Annotated in this window: 15 protein-coding genes; 3 read left to right on the forward strand and 12 right to left on the reverse strand. The window is 63.0% G+C overall.

Annotated elements, in window-relative coordinates; translation table 11 throughout:
• Position 1: 1 nt before the first annotated feature.
• Together rplC and rpsJ are read right to left on the reverse strand one after the other, a co-directional pair.
• Entirely contained in the window at positions 2-652 is a 651-nt protein-coding gene (gene rplC, locus OM977_RS15035; RefSeq protein ID WP_264354707.1) for a 50S ribosomal protein L3, read from the reverse strand.
• A gap of 17 nt (positions 653-669) precedes the next feature.
• Positions 670-978 carry a 30S ribosomal protein S10 gene (gene rpsJ, locus OM977_RS15040; RefSeq protein ID WP_038464699.1) on the reverse strand — a complete coding sequence of 103 codons (309 nt, stop codon included), beginning with the start codon at positions 976-978 and terminating at the stop codon, positions 670-672.
• 439 nt (positions 979-1417) lie between these two features.
• On the opposite strand from rpsJ, the gene OM977_RS15045 reads away from it, so the two are divergent.
• Positions 1418-2845 (forward strand): GH1 family beta-glucosidase, encoded by a 1428-nt coding sequence (locus tag OM977_RS15045; protein WP_264354708.1) that lies wholly within the window; start codon positions 1418-1420, stop codon positions 2843-2845.
• A 9-nt stretch (positions 2846-2854) separates the two neighbouring features.
• Here the strand turns inward: OM977_RS15045 and OM977_RS15050 are convergent, their stop codons facing one another.
• The 7 genes from OM977_RS15050 to rpoB form a co-directional block, all read right to left on the reverse strand.
• Positions 2855-2980, reverse strand: coding sequence for a hypothetical protein (locus tag OM977_RS15050; protein WP_264354709.1), 126 nt, complete (start codon positions 2978-2980; stop codon positions 2855-2857).
• A 201-nt stretch (positions 2981-3181) separates the two neighbouring features.
• Positions 3182-4372 (reverse strand): elongation factor Tu, encoded by a 1191-nt coding sequence (gene tuf, locus OM977_RS15055; RefSeq protein ID WP_055797147.1) that lies wholly within the window; start codon positions 4370-4372, stop codon positions 3182-3184.
• 242 nt (positions 4373-4614) lie between these two features.
• On the reverse strand, positions 4615-6729 hold the full coding sequence (fusA, locus tag OM977_RS15060; protein WP_264354710.1) for an elongation factor G: 2115 nt from the start codon (positions 6727-6729) through the stop codon (positions 4615-4617).
• 69 nt (positions 6730-6798) lie between these two features.
• Positions 6799-7269, reverse strand: coding sequence for a 30S ribosomal protein S7 (rpsG, locus tag OM977_RS15065; protein ID WP_011692813.1), 471 nt, complete (start codon positions 7267-7269; stop codon positions 6799-6801).
• Position 7270: 1 nt separating this feature from the next.
• The gene (gene rpsL, locus OM977_RS15070; protein ID WP_011692814.1) at positions 7271-7645 is read right to left on the reverse strand and encodes a 30S ribosomal protein S12; all 375 of its coding nucleotides are present in this window, start codon (positions 7643-7645) and stop codon (positions 7271-7273) included.
• Positions 7646-8150: 505 nt separating this feature from the next.
• On the reverse strand, positions 8151-12050 hold the full coding sequence (locus tag OM977_RS15075) for a DNA-directed RNA polymerase subunit beta' (RefSeq protein ID WP_264354711.1): 3900 nt from the start codon (positions 12048-12050) through the stop codon (positions 8151-8153).
• A 100-nt stretch (positions 12051-12150) separates the two neighbouring features.
• Entirely contained in the window at positions 12151-15669 is a 3519-nt protein-coding gene (gene rpoB, locus OM977_RS15080; protein WP_264354712.1) for a DNA-directed RNA polymerase subunit beta, read from the reverse strand.
• A gap of 397 nt (positions 15670-16066) precedes the next feature.
• Between rpoB and OM977_RS15085 the strand changes: the two genes are divergently transcribed.
• Both OM977_RS15085 and OM977_RS15090 read left to right on the forward strand, forming a co-directional pair.
• Positions 16067-17266 carry an acetyl-CoA C-acetyltransferase gene (locus tag OM977_RS15085; protein ID WP_264354713.1) on the forward strand — a complete coding sequence of 400 codons (1200 nt, stop codon included), beginning with the start codon at positions 16067-16069 and terminating at the stop codon, positions 17264-17266.
• Between the two features lie 7 nt (positions 17267-17273).
• Positions 17274-17789, forward strand: coding sequence for an aminoacyl-tRNA deacylase (locus tag OM977_RS15090; RefSeq protein ID WP_264354714.1), 516 nt, complete (start codon positions 17274-17276; stop codon positions 17787-17789).
• Positions 17790-17949: 160 nt separating this feature from the next.
• On the opposite strand, the gene rplL is transcribed toward OM977_RS15090, so the two are convergent.
• The 3 genes from rplL to OM977_RS15105 form a co-directional block, all read right to left on the reverse strand.
• A complete protein-coding gene (rplL, locus tag OM977_RS15095; RefSeq protein ID WP_264354715.1) occupies positions 17950-18327 on the reverse strand; it encodes a 50S ribosomal protein L7/L12 in 378 nt (125 codons plus the stop codon).
• A 77-nt stretch (positions 18328-18404) separates the two neighbouring features.
• Positions 18405-19028: a 50S ribosomal protein L10 gene (rplJ, locus tag OM977_RS15100; RefSeq protein ID WP_264354716.1), complete on the reverse strand. Its 624-nt coding sequence runs from the start codon at positions 19026-19028 to the stop codon at positions 18405-18407.
• Positions 19029-19329: 301 nt separating this feature from the next.
• Positions 19330-20439, reverse strand: a complete 1110-nt coding sequence (locus OM977_RS15105) for a GNAT family N-acetyltransferase (RefSeq protein WP_264354717.1) — start codon at positions 20437-20439, stop codon at positions 19330-19332.
• Positions 20440-20488 lie beyond the last annotated feature (49 nt).

The raw sequence follows: 20488 nt of genomic DNA on the forward strand, positions 1-20488 counted from the left end.
ACTAGGCTCCCTTCACGGCGGTGCGTACGAGTACGACCTGGCCGCGGGCACCGGGAACGGCGCCCTTGATCAGGAGCAGCGACTTCTCGACGTCAACCGCGTGGACCGTGAGGTTCAGCGTGGTGTGACGAACGGCGCCCATGCGGCCGGCCATTTTCATGCCCTTGAAGACGCGGCTCGGGGTGGATGCGCCACCGATAGAACCGGGCTTACGGTGGTTCTTGTGGGCACCGTGGGAAGCTCCAACGCCGTGGAAGCCGTGACGCTTCATAACACCGGCGAAGCCCTTACCCTTGGTGGTGCCAACGACGTCGATCTTCTGGCCGGCTTCGAAGAGCTCTACGGAGAGCTCCTGGCCCAGCTCGTAAGAGTCAGCATCTGCAGTGCGCAGTTCTACGACGTGGCGGCGGGGCGTGACGCCCGCCTTTTCAAAGTGACCAGCCAGCGGCTTGGTGACCTTGCGGGAATCGATCTGGCCGTAGCCGATCTGAACGGCGACATAGCCATCAGTCTCTGCATTGCGCAGCTGCGTGATGACGTTCGAGTCAGCCTGGACCACAGTGACGGGGATGAGCTTGTTGTTCTCGTCCCAGACCTGGGTCATGCCGAGCTTCGTGCCCAGCAGGCCCTTTACGTTACGGGTTGCGGTCATAGTCTCTCAGCACCTCCCTACAGCTTGATTTCGATGTTCACGTCGGCCGGCAGGTCGAGACGCATAAGCGAGTCAACAGCCTTCGGCGTGGGGTCGATGATGTCGATCAGACGCTTGTGAGTACGCATTTCGAAGTGCTCACGGCTGTCCTTGTACTTGTGCGGAGAGCGGATTACGCAGTAGATGTTCTTCTCCGTCGGAAGCGGCACGGGGCCTACAACCGTGGCGCCTGCGCGCGTGACCGTCTCAACGATCTTCCGAGCTGAAACGTCAATGACCTCGTGGTCGTATGACTTCAGCCGGATGCGGATTTTTTGTCCCGCCATGTCGCCTGACTCTCTTTCAGTCTGTGCTTCCCCTGATTAGGGCTGCCCTGTTTACTTACTCGTTGCATGGCTGCCGAAGCATTTGAAGTCGTAACTACCATCCGCCGCACAAGCTGAATCCGGAAGAATCCGGGTTCCTCAACCTGCCGGCGTAACCGACCCCCGCGGTCGGGCGTGTCGCGCTTTGCAGCGCGCATTCGCCCGCAGTTCCATGGGGAGTGGGTTATGTTTGGTCTCCTACCTGGACCCTGACACCCGGCATTATCCGGATCGGGACGCGAAGGAGCGCTTGAACAACTCATCTAGTATGCCGGAATTAATGGTCAGAAGCGAATCAGGGACCACAGGCCGCCCCTGCTCCGCGCCTGACAGTGGCGGAACTCACACGGCCTGCGTCCCGATCATTGCCTTCAGCAACCGGTGAATGGATGATAGGGACATGACTGTGCAGGACTCTGTTGCAGTTCAGGCCCTTGCCGCGCGCCTGAGCCCCGATTTCAAGCTCGGAGTTGCCTCCGCGGCCTTCCAAATCGAAGGCGCCCTCTCGGAGGGCGGACGCGGCCCCTCCGGCTGGGACGCGTTCGCGGAGAAGCCCGGCAGCATCCTGGACGGGCACTCCCCCGCGGTGGCGTGCGACCACTACAACCGGGCGCCGGAAGATGTCGAGCTGATGCGTGACCTCGGCATCGACTCCTACCGCTTCTCCATCTCCTGGCCACGCATCCAGCCGGATGGGACCGGCCCCTTCAACAAGGAGGGCCTCGACTTTTACGACCGGCTGATTGACCAGCTGCTCGCGGCGGGAATCTCGCCGATGGCCACGCTCTACCATTGGGACACGCCGCTCCCCCTGGAGCACCGGGGCGGCTGGCTGAACCGCTCGACGGCGGAACGCTTCGCAGAGTACAGCGCGGCCGCGGGCCAGCGCTACGGCGACCGCGTAGCGCAGTGGGTGACTCTCAACGAACCCGTCTCGGTGACCCTCAACGGATACGCACTGGGCGTCCATGCACCGGGGAAGGCCCTGATGTTCGACGCAGTCCCTTCCATCCACTATCAGCTTTTGGCTCATGGCCTGGCCGTCCAGGCACTGCGTGCTGCCGGGGTTAAAGGCGCCGTGGGGGTCACAAATCTGCACTCCCCCGTCAGTCCGGCCAGCCGAAAGCACGGGGACAGGATCGTCGCAAAGCTTTACGACCTGCTCATGAACAGGATCTATGCGGATCCGGTGCTGCTGGGGCGCTATCCCTCTTTGCCCCTGGTGGCCCGTCCGTGGCTCCGTTCACTCGGCAAGATTTCCGACGCCGACCTGAAGACGATCCACCAGCCCCTGGACTTCTACGGACTCAACTACTACTTCCCGGTCAAAGTCGCCCTAGGGCGCGGAACGGTTGCCATCCCGGCCAATACCCATAAGGCCGTCGCACGGTTGCCCTTCCACGAGGTGGGCTACCCTGAAAATGGAACCACCGGGTTTGGTTGGCCGGTGGCCCCCGACCACTTGGGGATCCTGCTGCGGGAACTCAAAGACCGGTACGGCGCGGCCCTGCCTCCGGTGTACATCACGGAAAGCGGCGCCAGTTTCCCGGAACCGGACCATGTCAGCGGGCCCATCCGGGACCACCAGCGGATCAGCTACCTGGCGTCCCACCTCAGCCACGCCCTCGAAGCGACAGGTCCCGGCGGCATCGCCGAGGACGTCAAACTCCTGGGCTATTACGTCTGGACCCTGATGGACAACTTCGAGTGGGCGGCCGGCTATTCGCAGCGCTTCGGGCTGGTGCACGTGGACTTTGAGACGCTCCGGCGCACGCCCAAGGATTCCTACTACTGGTACCAGGCGCTCAGCCGGGCCCGGCCGGCCTGACTGGCGGACCTACTGGTTCTTGTTGGCGCGGTTGATCCGTTTCGCCCGCTCAATCTCCTGGCGGAAGTGCTTGCGCACCCAAATGACACCTGAAACGACGGCAACCACCAGCACAAGGAAAATTAGCCATTCCATGCCGGACCCCCTTCATTCTCTTGCACGGCTGATCCTGCAACCTTAACAGGAAAGCACCAACAGGACACCGGATCGAGGGGCGCAACCGGAACCGGCACAAAAAAGAACAGCCCCGCTGCGATGCAGCGGGGCTGTTCCTCACCTTCCGGCGGCCGTCAGACGGCCGGGCCGGTCAGAGATCCAACTCAGATCAGCAAGTAGTTACTTGATGATCTTGGTGACGCGTCCCGAACCAACGGTGCGGCCGCCTTCGCGGATAGCGAAGCCGAGGCCCTCTTCCATTGCGATGGGCTGGATGAGCGCAACGGTCATCTCAGTGTTGTCGCCAGGCATAACCATTTCCGTGCCTTCCGGCAGGGTGATAACGCCGGTTACGTCCGTGGTGCGGAAGTAGAACTGCGGGCGGTAGTTGGAGTAGAACGGGTTGTGACGTCCGCCTTCGTCCTTGGAGAGGATGTAGACGTTAGCCTCGAAGTCGGTGTGCGGGGTGATGGAACCCGGCTTGACGACAACCTGGCCACGCTCGACATCGTCGCGCTTCAGACCGCGGAGCAGGAGGCCACAGTTCTCGCCGGCCCATGCTTCGTCGAGCTGCTTGTGGAACATCTCGATACCGGTAACCGTGGTCTTCTGGACCGGGCGGATGCCGACGATCTCGACCTCGGAGTTGATGGCGAGGGTTCCACGCTCGGCGCGGCCCGTTACAACGGTGCCACGGCCGGTGATCGTGAAGACATCTTCGATCGGCATCAGGAACGGCTTGTCACGGTCACGTACGGGGTCCGGAACGGACTCGTCGACTGCTTCCATGAGGTCCTCGACGGACTTGACCCAAACGGGGTCGCCTTCGAGAGCCTTGAGGCCGGAAACGCGGACAACCGGAGCTTCATCGCCATCGAAGCCCTGAGCCGAAAGCAGCTCGCGAACTTCCATTTCGACGAGGTCGAGGAGCTCTTCGTCGTCAACCATGTCCGACTTGTTCAGCGCGACCAGCAGGTAGGGAACGCCAACCTGGCGGGCAAGCAGAACGTGCTCACGGGTCTGAGCCATCGGGCCGTCAGTGGCGGCAACCACGAGGATTGCACCGTCCATCTGTGCAGCACCGGTGATCATGTTCTTGATGTAGTCAGCGTGACCCGGAGCGTCTACGTGTGCGTAGTGGCGCTTCTCGGTCTGGTACTCAACGTGGGAGATGTTGATGGTAATGCCGCGCTGACGCTCTTCGGGAGCAGAGTCAATCGACGCGAAGTCGCGCTGCTCGTTGAGTGTCGGGTACTTGTCGTACAGCACCTTGGAAATCGCGGCCGTCAACGTCGTCTTACCGTGGTCAACGTGACCAATGGTGCCGATGTTAACGTGCGGCTTAGTCCGCTCGAACTTTGCCTTTGCCACAGGTTCCTCCTAGAACGTTTTCAAATGACTTACCCTTCGACCGCGCTTGTCGCGGCAGAAACTTCAGTAAGTCTACTTGGGGGGCTTTGGATTGATGAAATTGCAGATTCAGGAACTAATACTAGTCCCACGAGCCTGTCGGTGCAGATGGCCGCCGGCCGGGCCGGAGCCGGCCATCTGCACCAGGGGAATTTCCGGAACCGGAAACGCACCCGAGTTTTTTGCTGCGAGAGCCGTAGAGGCTATTCGCCGCGGTTCTTCTGGATGATCTCGTCGGCAAATGCCTTCGGGACCTCGGCGTAGCTGTGGAACGTCATGGAGTACACAGCGCGGCCCTGGGTCTTCGAGCGCAGGTCACCGATGTAGCCGAACATGCCGGACAGCGGGACGTGCGCGCGGATGACCTTGACGCCCTGGGCATCTTCCATGGACTGCATCTGGCCACGGCGGGAGTTGAGGTCACCGATTACTTCACCCATGTATTCCTCAGGGGTGCGGACCTCGACATCCATCAGCGGTTCGAGCAGGATGGGGTTCGCCTTGCGTGCGGCTTCCTTGAAAGCCATCCGCCCGGCGATCTTGAACGCCATTTCCGAGGAGTCAACATCGTGGTACGCGCCGTCAATCAGCGTGGCCTTGATGCCGACAACCGGGTAACCGGCCAGGACGCCGTCGTTCAGCGCATCCTGGATACCGGCGTCCACCGACGGGATGTATTCGCGCGGAACACGGCCACCGGTGACCTTGTTCTCGAACTCGTACAGCTCGCCTTCGGACGTGTCCAGCGGCTCGATCGCAATCTGGATCTTGGCGAACTGGCCGGAACCACCGGTCTGCTTCTTGTGCGTGTAGTCGTGACGCTCTACAGCACGCTTGATGGTTTCGCGGTAAGCAACCTGCGGCTTGCCAACGTTTGCCTCGACCTTGAATTCGCGGCGCATGCGGTCCACGAGGATATCCAGGTGGAGCTCGCCCATGCCGGCGATGATGGTCTGGCCGGTGTCCTCGTTGAGGGAGACCTGGAAGGTCGGGTCCTCGGCGGAGAGCTTCTGGATGGCCGTGGAGAGCTTCTCCTGGTCACCCTTGGTGTTCGGCTCGATCGCAACAGAGATCACGGGCTCCGGGAAGCTCATGGACTCGAGAACGATCTGGTTGGACGGATCGCACAGGGTGTCGCCCGTGGTCGTGTCCTTCAGGCCGATCGCTGCGTAGATGTGGCCGGCGGTAGCGCCGTCAACCGGCATTTCCTTGTTGGCGTGCATCTGGAACAGCTTGCCGATGCGCTCCTTCTTGCCCTTGGTGGAGTTGACCACCTGGGCGCCTGCTTCCACGTGACCGGAGTACACGCGGACGAAGGTGAGCTGACCGAAGAACGGGTGAGCTGCAATCTTGAACGCCAGAGCCGAGAACGGCTCTTCGGAAGACGGCTTGCGCGTCAGTTCCTTCTCTTCGTCGCGGGGATCGTGACCGATCATCGGCGGGACGTCGAGCGGGTTCGGCAGGTAATCGACAACAGCGTCAAGCATCGGCTGGACACCGCGGTTCTTGAAGGCGGAGCCACAGAACACGGGGTACAGCTCGGAGTTGATGGTCATCTTGCGGATGCCGGCCTTGAGCTCGTCGGTGGAGATCTCTTCACCTTCGAGGTACTTCTCCATGAGCTCTTCAGAAGCCTCGGCAACGGTTTCGACGAGCGTTGCGCGGTACTCCTCGGCCTTTTCCTTGAGGTCAGCCGGGATCTCCTGGATCTCGTACTTCGCACCCATGGTGACGTCACCCTTGGAGTCGCCGGGCCAGACCAGTGCACGCATGTACAGGAGGTCGACGACGCCGATGAAGTCGTTCTCGGCGCCGATCGGCAGCTGCATGACGAGCGGCTTGGCACCGAGGCGGCCGACGATGGTGTCGACGGTGAAGTAGAAGTCAGCGCCGAGCTTGTCCATCTTGTTGACGAAGCAGATGCGCGGGACGTTGTACTTGTCAGCCTGGCGCCAGACAGTCTCCGACTGCGGCTCCACGCCTTCCTTGCCGTCGAACACGGCAACTGCACCGTCGAGGACGCGCAGGGAGCGCTCAACCTCAACCGTGAAGTCCACGTGGCCGGGGGTGTCAATGATGTTGATCTGGTTGTTTTCCCAGAAGCAAGTCACGGCGGCAGACGTGATGGTGATGCCGCGTTCCTTTTCCTGTTCCATCCAGTCAGTCGTCGAAGCGCCGTCGTGCGTCTCGCCGATCTTGTGGTTCACACCCGTGTAGAACAGGATGCGCTCGGTAGTAGTGGTCTTGCCGGCATCGATGTGGGCCATGATGCCGATGTTGCGGACCTTGCTAAGGTCGGTAAGCACGTCCTGTGCCACGGTGTCTCCCTTTCGGATGGACTGCACGTTCGCCGCCGACTCGGTTGAGCCGGCGGCGTCCGGGAAGTATTACCAGCGGTAGTGTGCGAAGGCCTTGTTGGACTCGGCCATCTTGTGGGTGTCTTCGCGACGCTTCACAGCGGCACCGAGACCGTTGGAGGCATCCAGGATCTCGTTCTGGAGGCGCTCGGTCATCGTCTTCTCGCGGCGGGCCTTGGAGTAGCCGACCAGCCAGCGCAGTGCGAGGGCGGTGGAGCGGCCCGGCTTGACCTCAACGGGAACCTGGTAGGTGGCGCCACCGACGCGGCGGGAGCGGACCTCGAGGGAAGGCTTGACATTCTCCATGGCCTTCTTGAGGGCTGCAACGGGGTCGCCGCCGGACTTGGCACGAGCACCTTCGAGGGCACCGTAAACGATGCGCTCTGCGGTGGACTTCTTGCCGTCAACCAGCACCTTGTTGATCAGCTGGGTGACCAGCGGGGAGCCGTAAACGGGATCTAGAACTAGCGGCCGCTTGGGGGCCGGACCCTTGCGAGGCATATTACTTCTTCTCCATCTTTGCGCCGTAGCGGCTACGAGCCTGCTTACGGTTCTTGACACCCTGTGTATCGAGGGCGCCACGGACGATCTTGTAACGGACACCCGGAAGGTCCTTAACGCGGCCGCCACGTACGAGCACAATGGAGTGCTCCTGGAGGTTGTGGCCTACACCGGGGATGTAAGCGGTGACTTCAACGCCACCGTTGAGGCGCACACGGGCAACCTTACGCAGAGCCGAGTTCGGCTTCTTCGGGGTCGTGGTGTACACGCGGGTGCAAACACCGCGGCGCATCGGGCTGCCGTTAAGCGCGGGGGCCTTGGTCTTCTTGACCTTCGGCGTGCGGCCCTTACGGACCAGCTGGTTAATCGTAGGCACTCTCGTGTTCTCCGTTTTATCCGGAGCGGCCGTTGGCAGCCGCTCTCTTGTCGCTGCGCCCCGCCGCTCGAGCTCTGAAGATCTCTCCATAGCGGCTGAGGCGAAGCCTTAATAGTCGGACCGCATGCCGGGATCCGCGGACTTCCATCCTGAACTGCCCCTAGGCATGCGAAAATGTGGCATACGTTGCACAAGAACCCTGCAAACCGGAAACGTCGTCCTGGTGGAGCCTTTCAGCTCAACCGGCGCACTCATCCACTGCCACAATAACAATTAGTCTCAAGTCTAACACGGACGGCTCCGAGCCCTTAATCGGCGGGGATTCCGGGCCCCTCACCGCCCTCTCGCCCCGCAAGCTCGGCCACCGAATCCCCATCCATTGCTGAGCAAACGCCCTTTAGACCCTCCATAAGGGCCTTTGCTCAGCAATCGATCGTTAAACGGGGATGGTCCCCCACCTTGCGGTGCGGGACCATCCCTTGGTTGGCTCTCGCCGGCCTAACGGCTAGCGGAAGTCGTTGCCCAGGTCGTAGTCATCCAGCGGGATGGCGTGGAACTCAGGAGCTCCGTCGCCGCCCAGGGAATCGTAGGAGAAGTCGCTGAAGGCGCTGGGGCCGGTGAACAGATTGGCCTTTGCTTCTTCAGTCGGCTCCACCGCGATCTCGGTGTAGCGCGGGAGACCCGTGCCGGCCGGGATCAGCTTACCGATGATGACGTTCTCCTTGAGGCCGAGCAGCGGATCGCTCTTGCCTTCCATGGCCGCCTGCGTCAGGACGCGGGTGGTCTCCTGGAAGGAAGCGGCGGACAGCCAGGACTCGGTCGCCAGGGACGCCTTCGTGATGCCCATGAGCTCAGGACGGCCGGAAGCCGGCGTCTTGCCCTCAGAGACAACGCGGCGGTTGGCATCCTCGAAGCGGCTGCGCTCGGCGAGCTCGCCGGGCAGCAGATCCGAATCGCCGGACTCGATGACCGTGACGCGGCGCAGCATCTGGCGGACGATAACCTCGACGTGCTTGTCGTGGATACCGATGCCCTGGCTGCGGTACACGCCCTGGACTTCGTCCACCAGGAACTTCTGCGCGGCACGGGGACCCATGATGCGCAGAACCTGCTTGGGGTCGACCGGACCGTTGATGAGCTTCTGTCCGACGCTGACGTGCTCGCCGTCTTCGATCAGAAGACGTGAACGGCGCAGCACCGGGTAGGCGATCTCTTCGGACCCGTCATCCGGGGTGATGACCAGGCGCATCTGGCGCTCGGACTCTTCGATGGTGATGCGGCCGGCTGCTTCTGCAATCGGTGCGACACCCTTCGGAGTACGGGCTTCGAAGAGCTCCTGGATACGGGGCAGACCCTGGGTGATGTCGTCTCCACCGCTGGAGGAAACAGCGCCACCGGTGTGGAAGGTACGCATGGTCAGCTGGGTGCCCGGCTCACCGATGGACTGTGCGGCGATGATACCGACTGCCTCACCGATGTCGACGGTCTTGCCCGTGGCCAGCGAACGGCCGTAGCACAGGGCGCAGGTACCGACGCTGGACTCACAGGTGAGTACGGAGCGGACCTTGACCTCGGTGATGCCCGCTGCGAACAGCTCGGCAATGACGACGTCGCCGCAGTCAGTGCCGCCGGCGGCCAGGACGTTGCCCTTGGAGTCAACGACATCCACGGCCAAGGTACGGGCGTAAGCGCTGTTCTCGACGTTCTCGTCCAGGACCAGCTCGCCGTTGGCGTCGGCCACGGCGATCGCCGTGACCAGGCCGCGCTCGGTGCCGCAGTCCTCTTCACGGACAATGACGTCCTGCGAGACGTCCACCAGACGACGGGTCAGGTAACCCGAGTTGGCGGTACGCAGCGCGGTGTCGGCCAGACCCTTACGGGCACCGTGCGTGGCGATGAAGTATTCCAGCACCGACAGGCCCTCGCGGTAGGAGGACTTGATCGGACGCGGGATGATCTCACCCTTAGGGTTGGCCACCAGGCCACGGATACCCGCGATCTGACGTACCTGCATCCAGTTACCACGTGCACCGGAGGACACCATGCGGTTGATGGTGTTCATCGGAGACAGGCTGTCGCGCATCGCCTGGGCGATCTCGTTCGTTGCCTTGTTCCAGATCTCGATCAGTTCCTGGCGACGCTCGTCGTCGTCGATCAGGCCCTTGTCGTACTGGCCCTGGATCTTGGCAGCCATGGTCTCGTAACCGGCGAGGATCCGCGGCTTGTCCTGGGGCACCTCGATGTCGGAGATGGCCACGGTGACGCCGGAGCGGGTGGCCCAGTAGAAACCGGCATCCTTCAGGTTGTCCAGCGTCGCCGCCGTGATCACCTTCGGGTAGCGCTCGGCGAGGTCGTTGACGATCCGGGACAGCTCGCCCTTGTCGGCAACATCCTCGACCCAGGGGTAGTCCGCGGGCAGGGTCTCGTTGAAGAGAACCTGGCCCAGGGAGGTCTGGACGAGAGCGGTCTGACCCGGCTCCCAGCCTTCCGGAGCTTCCCAGCCGGCGTAAGGAACGAAGCCCTCAAGACGGATCTTGACCTGGGAGTTCAGGTGCAGCTCGTGCAGGTCGTAGGCCATGATGGCTTCCGAAACGGAGGAGAAGATCCGGCCTTCGCCAGCTGAACCGACACGCTTGGTGGTCAGGTGGTAGAGGCCGATGATCATATCCTGCGAAGGCAGCGTCACCGGGCGGCCGTCGGACGGCTTCAGGATGTTGTTCGAGGACAGCATCAGGATGCGCGCCTCGGCCTGGGCTTCGGGGCTCAGCGGCAGGTGGACTGCCATCTGGTCGCCGTCGAAGTCAGCGTTGAAGGCGCCACAGACCAGCGGGTGGAGCTGGATTGCCTTACCTTCAACAAGCTGCGGTTCGAACGCCTGGATGCCGAGACGGTGCAGGGTGGGTGCACGGTTCAGCAACACGGGGTGCTCTGTGATGATCTCTTCGAGGACATCCCAGACCTGCGGGCGGTAACGTTCGACCATCCGCTTGGCCGACTTGATGTTCTGCGCGTGGTTGAGGTCAACCAGGCGCTTCATCACGAACGGCTTGAAGAGCTCCAGCGCCATCTGCTTCGGCAGGCCACACTGGTGCAGCTTCAGCTGCGGGCCGACGACGATGACCGAACGGCCGGAGTAGTCGACGCGCTTGCCGAGGAGGTTCTGGCGGAAACGGCCCTGCTTGCCCTTGAGCATGTCGCTCAGGGACTTCAGCGGACGGTTGCCCGGTCCGGTGACCGGACGGCCGCGGCGGCCGTTGTCGAAGAGGCTGTCAACAGCTTCCTGAAGCATGCGCTTCTCGTTGTTGACGATGATCTCCGGGGCACCGAGATCAAGCAGTCGCTTGAGACGGTTGTTGCGGTTGATCACGCGGCGGTAGAGGTCGTTGAGGTCGGAGGTCGCGAAGCGGCCACCGTCCAGCTGGACCATCGGGCGCAGTTCCGGCGGGATCACCGGGACGGCGTCCAGCACCATGCCGAGCGGGCTGTTGTTGGTCGTCAGGAACGCGTTGACCACCTTGAGCCGCTTCAGGGCGCGGGTCTTGCGCTGGCCCTTGCCGTTGGCGATGATGTCGCGCAGCATGTCGGACTCGGCCTGCATGTCGAAGTTCTCAAGACGCTTCTTGATGGCCTCGGCACCCATGGAGCCTTCGAAGTACATGCCGTAGCGGTCGCGCAGTTCGCGGTACAGGCCTTCGTCACCTTCGAGGTCGGCGACCTTGAGGTTCTTGAAGCGGTCCCAGACCTGCTCGAGGCGCTCGATTTCAGCATCCGCGCGCTTGCGGACGTTAGCCATCTGGCGGTCGGCCGAGTCGCGGGCCTTCTTCTTGTCGGCAGCCTTGGCGCCTTCGCCTTCGAGACGGGCAAGCTCGTTCTCGAGGTCGCGGGCGATCGTGGCGATGTCCGAGTCGCGGTTGTCGATCAGCTGCTTCTTCTCGATGTCGTGCTCAACCTGGAGGTTGGGCAGTTCTTCGTGGCGGCTGTCGGCGTCGACGCTCGTGATCATGTAGGCGGCGAAGTAGATGACCTTTTCGAGGTCCTTCGGTGCCAGGTCAAGGAGGTAGCCCAGGCGGGACGGGACACCCTTGAAGTACCAGATATGCGTGACCGGGGCGGCCAGTTCGATGTGGCCCATGCGCTCACGGCGCACCTTCGCACGGGTGACCTCAACGCCACACCGCTCGCAGATGATGCCCTTGAAGCGCACGCGCTTGTACTTACCGCAGTAGCACTCCCAGTCGCGGGACGGGCCGAAGATCTTCTCGCAGAAGAGGCCGTCCTTCTCAGGCTTGAGCGTGCGGTAGTTAATGGTTTCCGGCTTCTTAACCTCGCCGTAAGACCAGCCACGGATGTCTTCCGCGGTGGCGAGGCCGATCTGCATGAGGCCGAAGGAGGATTCGCTGGACATATGGTCCCTGTTCTCTCTTGTTCTCTAAATTCTGAAGTCTTGGGTGCGGAATGAGGAAGGAGGACGACGGCGGACGTACGGCCCGCCGTCGTCGGACTCCTTAGACCTCTTCTACGGAACTGGGCTCTGCACGAGACAGATCGATGCCCAGTTCTTCCGCAGCCGTGAAGACTGCGTCATCAGAGTCACGCATTTCAATTGTGGTTCCGTCCGTGGAAAGCACTTCCACGTTCAGGCACAGCGACTGCATTTCCTTGATCAAGACCTTGAAGGACTCAGGAACGCCCGGCTCCGGGATGTTCTCGCCCTTGACGATGGCTTCGTAGACCTTCACACGACCATGGATGTCATCCGACTTGATCGTGAGGAGTTCCTGGAGCGTGTAGGCGGCACCGTAAGCTTCGAGCGCCCAAACTTCCATTTCACCGAAGCGCTGGCCACCGAACTGTGCCTTACCACCCAGCGGCTGCTGCGTGATCATGGAGTACGGGCCGGTGGAGCGCGCGTGGATCTTGTCGTCCACCAGGTGGTGGAGCTTCAGGATGTACATGTAGCCGACCGAGATCGGATCCGGGAACGGCTCGCCGGAGCGGCCGTCGAACAGGCGGGTCTTGCCGGAGGAGTTGATCAGGCGGTCGCCGTCGCGGGTGACGTTGGTGGAGTCGAGCAGGCCGGTGATTTCTTCTTCACGGGCACCGTCGAACACCGGCGTTGCAACAGTGGTCGAGCCACTCTCGCGCGGCAGGTTCGGCAGCTGCTTGACCCACTCGGGCTCGCCTTCGATCTTCCAGCCGGTCTTGGCAACCCAGCCGAGGTGGGTTTCGAGCACCTGGCCGACGTTCATACGGCCCGGAACACCCAGCGGGTTCAGGACGATATCAACGGGGGTACCGTCGGCAAGGAAGGGCATGTCCTCGATCGGGAGGATCTTGGAAATGACACCCTTGTTGCCGTGACGGCCGGCGAGCTTGTCGCCGTCGGTGATCTTACGCTTGGCAGCGACGTAGACACGCACCAGCTGGTTAACACCCGGGGGCAGCTCGTCATCGTTGTCGCGGTCGAAGACGCGGACACCGATCACGGTGCCGGACTCGCCGTGCGGAACCTTCAGGGAGGTGTCGCGCACTTCGCGGGACTTCTCACCGAAGATGGCGCGCAGCAGGCGCTCTTCCGGGGTCAGCTCGGTCTCGCCCTTGGGCGTGACCTTTCCGACCAGGATGTCGCCGGCTTCAACTTCAGCACCGATGTGGATGATGCCGCGCTCGTCCAGGCCTGCCAGGACTTCCTCGGACACGTTCGGGATGTCACGGGTGATTTCCTCGGCACCAAGCTTGGTGTCGCGGGCATCGATCTCGTGCTCCTCGATGTGGATGGAGGAAAGGACGTCCTCAGCCACGATGCGCTGGGACAGGATGATGGCATCCTCGAAGTTGTGGCCTTCCCACGACATGAATGCCACGAGCAGGTTCTTTCCGAGGGCAAGTTCACCCTGGTCCGTTGCCGGGCCGTCGGCGATGATCCCGCCGACTTCGAGGCGCTGGCCTTCGCTCACCAGGACACGGTTGTTGTAGCAGTTGCCCTGGTTGGAACGTGCGAACTTATTGATCCGGTAGTTGGTTTCCGTACCGTCGTCGTTGAGCATGATGACGAGCTCGGCGGAGACCTCGGTAACCACACCTGCCTTCTTGGCGATGGTGACGTCACCGGCGTCCACAGCTGCGGCGCGCTCCATGCCGGTGCCGACGAACGGCGCCTCGGAGCGGACCAGCGGCACGGCCTGGCGCTGCATGTTGGCACCCATGAGTGCGCGGTTTGCATCGTCATGCTCGAGGAACGGGATCAGGGCGGTTGCCACGGACACCATCTGGCGCGGGGAAACGTCCATGAACTCGACGTCGGCGGCGGGAACCAGCACGGGCTCGCCTCCACCACCACGGGCGCGGACCAGAACGGTCTCTTCGGCGAACTTCTTGTTCTCGTCCAGCGGAGCGTTGGCCTGTGCGATCAGGACCTCGGCCTCGTCGTCGGCCGTCAGGTACTGGACCTCATCGGAGACAACACCTTCGGACACGAGACGGTAGGGGGTCTCGATGAAGCCGAACGGGTTGATCCGTCCGTAGGAAGCCAGCGATCCGATCAGGCCGATGTTCGGGCCTTCAGGAGTTTCGATGGGGCACATGCGTCCGTAGTGCGACGGGTGAACGTCTCGGACTTCCATGCCTGCGCGGTCACGGGACAGACCGCCCGGGCCCAGCGCGGACAGACGACGCTTGTGGGTCAGGCCGGAGAGCGGGTTGTTCTGGTCCATGAACTGTGACAGCTGGGAAGTTCCGAAGAACTCCTTGATGGCTGCAACGACGGGGCGGATGTTGATCAGGGTCTGCGGCGTGATGGCCTCGACGTCCTGGGTCGTCATACGCTCGCGGACAACGCGCTCCATGCGGGACAGGCCGGTGCGGACCTGGTTCTCGATGAGCTCGCCGACGGCGCGGATGCGGCGGTTGCCGAAGTGGTCGATGTCATCGATCTCAACGCGCAGCTCGTGGTCCTGGCCGTCGCGCTTGCCCGTGAGGGTCTTCTCACCGGCGTGCAGCGCAACGAGGAACTTGATCATGGCGACGATGTCTTCAACGTGCAGCACGGAGGCTTCCTTGTCACCAAGGGAGCGGTCGATGCCAAGCTTGCGGTTGATCTTGTAGCGGCCGACTTTGGCCAGATCGTAGCGCTTGGAGTTGAAGTACAGGTTGTCCAGCAGGGACTGGGCAGCCTCGACCGTGGGCGGCTCGCCCGGTCGCAGCTTCCGGTAGATGTCCAGCAAGGCATCTTCCCGGGTTTCGGTGGCGTCCTTCTCCAGCGTTGCGCGCATGGAGTCGTACTGGCCGAACTCTTCGAGGATCTGGCCTTCGGTCCAGCCGAGGGCCTTCAGCAGCACCGTGACGGACTGCTTGCGCTTGCGGTCGAGGCGAACGCCGACCTGGTCGCGCTTGTCGATTTCGAGTTCGAACCAGGCGCCGCGGGACGGGATGATCTTCGCAGTGAAGATGTCCTTGTCGCTGGTCTTGTCGGCGGTGCGCTCGAAGTACGCGCCCGGGGAGCGGACCAGCTGGGAGACGACAACACGCTCGGTGCCGTTGACGACGAAGGTGCCCTTTTCGGTCATCAGCGGGAAGTCACCCATGAACACGGTCTGCTGCTTGATTTCGCCCGTGTTGTTGTTCATGAATTCGGCTTTAACGTACAGCGGAGCCGAGTAGGTAGCGTCCCGGTCCTTGCACTCGGCCATGGTGTACTTCGGGTCAGCGAACTCCGGCTCGGAGAAGCTCAGGGACATGGTGCCCTGGAAATCCTCGATCGGGGAGATTTCTTCGAAGATGTCGGAAAGACCGGAGGAGGTGGCGACGCTCAGGTCGCTTTCTTCGACGGCCTTCGCGACGCGGGCCTGCCAGCGTTCGTTTCCGACCAGCCAGTCGAAGCTGTCCGTTTGCAGGGCAAGCAGATTCGGAACGTCAAGAGGTTCGTGAATCTTTGCGAATGAGAGCCGCCGGGTTGCACCGTCGGTGCTTTCGGCATTGATAGCGGTTGCAGCGTTGTTTACATTAGAGGTGCTCGAGGCGACCAAGAGGGATCCTTCCACAGACCTTCAGGCGTTTTCAGATCTCCCCCGTTATGCACCCTGCAGAGTGACTCCGCAGTGCTACCAGTCCGGTTCCGCTATATGACCCGGGACCCGCGCTGTCCATGTTGGTGCCGTTGTTGACGGCACATTGATGGCGCAGCTGCCAGGCTAAGCCCACCGCTATATGAAGGCTGAAGGTAAACAGGGAAGACGCAAATATCTACGATACGGCAAAGCAACCTACTTGTCTACCCCACTTCCGTTCCGATTGCAAGCACCGGCTGCCGTCCGCGGCCCACTGGCTGCCCGGCGGCGCCGCCGGCCCGATCGGAATCGTGTGGCTCGGTGATCTGGCTCACGATAACCTAGGTTTAACTCGAAAATGATCGGAAGAGAAACCATGAGCAACTCCGCGGACAACAACGATGTTGTCATCCTCGCCGCTTCCCGCACGCCCCTGGGCCGCCTCAATGGCCAGCTGGCCAGCTTCACGGCCGTGGAGCTCGGCGCCCACGCCATCCGGGCGGCGCTGGCTGCCTGCGGGGTGAAAGCCGATCAGGTGGACTCTGTCATTATGGGTCAGGTGCTGCAGGCCGGTGCGGGCCAGAACCCCGCCCGCCAGAGCGCCATCGCCGCCGGCATCGGCTGGAACGTCCCCACCGTGACCATCAACAAGGTCTGCCTCTCCGGCCTCACCGCCGTGATTGACGCGGCCCGGATGATCCGCGGCGGCGACGCCACGGTGGTCGTCGCCGGCGGCCAGGAATCCATGACCCGTGCCCCGCACATCCTTCCCGGATCCCGGCAGGGCTGGACGTACGGAACCGTGCAGGCGCTCGACGTCGCCGCCCACGACGGCCTGACCGACGCCTTCGACGGCCAGTCCATGGGCCTGTCGACCGAGAGCAAGAACCTCGTCCTGGGCATCGACCGCACTTCGCAGGATGAGGTTGCGGCCGCCTCGCACCAGCGCGCTGCCCGGGCGGCGAAGGACGGCGTGTTCGACGGCGAGATTGCCCCGATCAGCGTCAAGCAGCGCAAGGGCGATCCGGTCGTCGTGGAGGCCGACGAAGGCATCCGCCCCAACACGACGGTGCAGTCACTGGCCGGACTGCGGGCGGCCTTCGTCACCGACGGGACAATCACCGCAGGCAACTCCTCTCCCCTGTCCGACGGCGCCGCGGCCCTCGTGCTCTGCTCGCGGAAGTTCGCCGAGGACAACGGGCTGGATTACCTTGCCGTGGTCGGCAAGCCCGGGCAGGTGGCCGGGCCCGACAACTCGCTGCACTCCCAGCCCGCCAATGCCATCAAGAGCGCGCTGGGCAAGGCCGGCTGGTCCGCCGCGGACCTGGACTTCATCGAAATCAACGAGGCCTTCGGCTCCGTGGCCGTCCAGTCCCTCAAGGATCTCGAGTATCCGCTGGAGAAGTGCAACCTTCACGGCGGGGCCATTGCCCTGGGGCACCCGATCGGCGCCTCCGGCGCCCGGCTGGCGCTGCACGCGGCGCATGAACTGAAGCGTCGGGGCAGCGGCAAGGCTGCCGTCTCCCTCTGCGGCGGCGGGGGCCAGGGCGAGGCCCTGCTTCTGTACCGCGACTGAGCCGGTCGTGACGGACAAGGGACCAGCCGCCGTCGGCCCGGCCGGAGCCGACGGCGGAAACGGCCGGGAGCGTTTCCTCGCCGACGCCGCCGCCCGCGGGCTGGAGGTCAGCGTCGTCGAGCGCCTCGCCGCGAACAGCCTCGAGGAGGCGGCACGCATCCTCGGCATCCGGCCGGGGGACATTGTGAAGTCCCTCGTCGTCAAGCGCAAGGACGGGAGCTTCCTGTTCGCCCTGATCCCCGGGGACCGGCAGATTTCCTGGCCCAAGCTCCGGGCGCTGGTGGGCGTCAACAAGCTGTCGCTGCCGACGGCGGACGTCGCCCTGGCGGCCACCGGCTACGAGCGCGGCACCATCACCCCGCTCGGCAGCACGGTGGCTTGGCCGGTGTATGCGGACCGGAGCATCAGCGGCCGGCGGATTTCGATGGGCGCCGGTGAACACGGTTACAGCGCCTTCGTCGACGCCGATGCGCTGACGGCCGCCCTGGGCGCTGTTCTCGCGGACATCTCGGAACCGAACTAGCCCGGGCGGGTTAACTCCCCCGGCCCGGAATTGGTGCAGCGGGCCGACGAGGCTGGCAACCCTGTGCCACAACGCAGGAAACCCCGCCCACCGAAGTGGACGGGGTTTCCCGAAACCAAGCTGGGAACAGGCCGATACCGACCCTTCCCGGAGCGGCGAGTTACTTGAGGGTAACGCGAGCGCCAGCTTCTTCGAGCTGTGCAACAGCCTTCTCGGCAGCTTCCTTGGTGACACCTTCGAGAACAGCCTTGGGAGCGCTGTCAACCAGGTCCTTGGCTTCCTTGAGGCCCAGGGAAGTGATGGCGCGTACTTCCTTGATCACTGCGATCTTCTTGTCGCCCGGGTGCTCCAGGACGACGTCGAATTCGGTCTGCTCTTCTGCTTCTTCAGCAGCGCCGCCGCCGGCGGGGCCAGCAACTGCAACCGCGGCTGCGGTAACTTCGAAGGTCTCTTCGAAGAGCTTGACGAACTCGGAGAGCTCGATGATGGTCAGTTCCTTGAAAGCTTCAATGAGCTCTTCGTTGGTGAGCTTCGCCATGGTGTGGCGTCCTTCCTATAGTGGTGCTCGGCGGCCGGAGCCATTGCCTTCACACCGGAGTCTGGTTTGAAAGAGAGTTACTTCTCTTCGGGGGCTGCGGCGTCGGCCGGAGCTTCGGCTGCTACTGCTGCATCTGCTGCGGGAGCGTCGGCCGGGGCCTCAGCTTCGGCCGGAGCTTCTTCAGCGGCGGGTGCTTCGGCTGCTGCCGGTGCACCGTTCTCTTCTTCAAGCTTGAGGCGCAGTGCGTCGATGATGCGTGCAGCGGCGGCAGCAGGAGCCTTGAGGATGCCTGCAACCTTGGCGAGCTGCAGCTCGCGGGACTCGAGTGCTGCCAGGGCAGCGACTTCGCTCGCGTTCAGTGCCTTGCCCTCGAAGTAACCGGTCTTGATAACCAGCTGCTTGTTGGCCTTGGCAAAATCCGTCAGGCTCTTGGCAGCGGCAACTGCGTCACCCTTGATGAACGCGATTGCAGTGGGGCCGGAGAGCTGGTCGTTGAATGCTTCAACTCCAGCTTCCTTGGCTGCAATGGCGGTCAGGGTGTTCTTTACGACCGAGAACTTGGTGTCCTGGCCGAGAGAGACACGCAGCTGCTTGAGCTGTGCAACGGTGAGCCCACGGTATTCGGTCAGGACAGCGGCGTTCGATTCCTTGAAATCGTTAGTGATCTCAGCTACTGCTGAAACCTTGCTAGGCGTTGCCATAACCCTCCTTCCGGGGATAGTGCCGGTGTTTCCCGGTCCCCGCTCAACAGAGCTAAAACTAAAAACGCCCCGCGCAGATGCACGGGGCTTGTCTCGACGCGGTCAGAACCGCGGAGCTTTGCTTCGTTCACCTGCGCCGGCCGCCCTATGTTCAGGGTCCTTCGTCCAGAGATCCACTGGCCCTCCCGGCGCGACTGCAGAATTGAGTCTTGCTTGGGAGAGTGGATTTCCAACAACCGACGGTCTTTGGTCCTCCCAGCTTACGGGGTCCCGGACGGAAGCGCCAAATCGGGGCCCGGGGTCAGCTGACGCTGGGCCCGAAGTCCGGCAGTTCCTTCTGCCAGATCCCGGTCACGCCCGCAGTGGTGAAACCGAGCTGCTGGTTGACCTTGAGGAGGTAGCGGTTTTCCGGGGCGTTCCAGGTGTAGAGGACCCTGGCGTCGGGGAACTGTTCTGAGAGCCGCACCATGTTGGCGACCTTGATCAGCAGGCCGAGCTTGTTGCCGCGGTGCTCCTGCAGAACCACGGTGTCGTCCTGGAACACGACGTCGGGGCGCAGCGCGAGCACGCTGATGGTGGTCAGGCCGACGAGTTCGCCGGTGGCGATATCTTCGACAGCGGTGACTACCGTCCGGCGGCCCTGCGCGATAGCGACTTCTTCGGCCTCCCGGAGGATGCCGCCGTCGAATACCATGTCCTCCGTTTCGGCTCCAGGCACACCGTCTTCACCGGCACGGTTTTCCAGCGACGCGACAAACTCAAGCCACTGGTCAGGGCATCGGTCGGTCCAGTGGTGCAGGCGGTAGCGGCCACCGTTGGCTTCCTCGGCCTCGGCCTCAAGCTCGGCGACGAGCTTCGTGTCGAGCGGCAGGGCGCAGGCGCTGAACTTTTCAATGTGCTGCAGGGTGTACCCGGTGTGCCGGGCGAACTCCACCTCGCGGCTGCCCAGCGGAACGAAGCCGAGGCCGCTGCCGGGGACGAGCTGCCCGGCCTCGCTGTCGCCCAGGGACGCTCCCGGATGGTTCGTGTCGATCAGGATCCTGTGCCTGCCCTCGTCCCGGGCGAAATGTTCGGCTGCTTCGAGCAGTTGCCGGCCCACGCCCCGGCCCTGGAACTCCGGCAGGATGTCGAGCGTGAATTCGGCGAGATCGAGGTTGTCAGAGAGCGGCAGCGCAATGTCCACGGTCCCGACGATCTCGCTGCCGATCTTGGCCACGAGGATCACCTGGCGTTCGTACGGGTCCGCCATCTCGAGCAGCTTCTCCTGCGGCGCGTACGCGAGATCGTCACTCCCCCAGGTCTGCATCCGCACCTTGCGGCCCACTTCTATCGCGGCAAGGAAATCCACGGCGTCCGGTCCGTCGACGGTGTCGGGGATCCAAAGCTGCTCAATCCGTACGTCATTTTCCATCGAGGGCACCGTCCCAGCCGTTCTGCATCCACTAAGGGTGCCGGAAGCC

The organism is Pseudarthrobacter sp. MM222 (assembly GCF_947090775.1).
GTDB lineage: Bacteria > Actinomycetota > Actinomycetes > Actinomycetales > Micrococcaceae > Arthrobacter.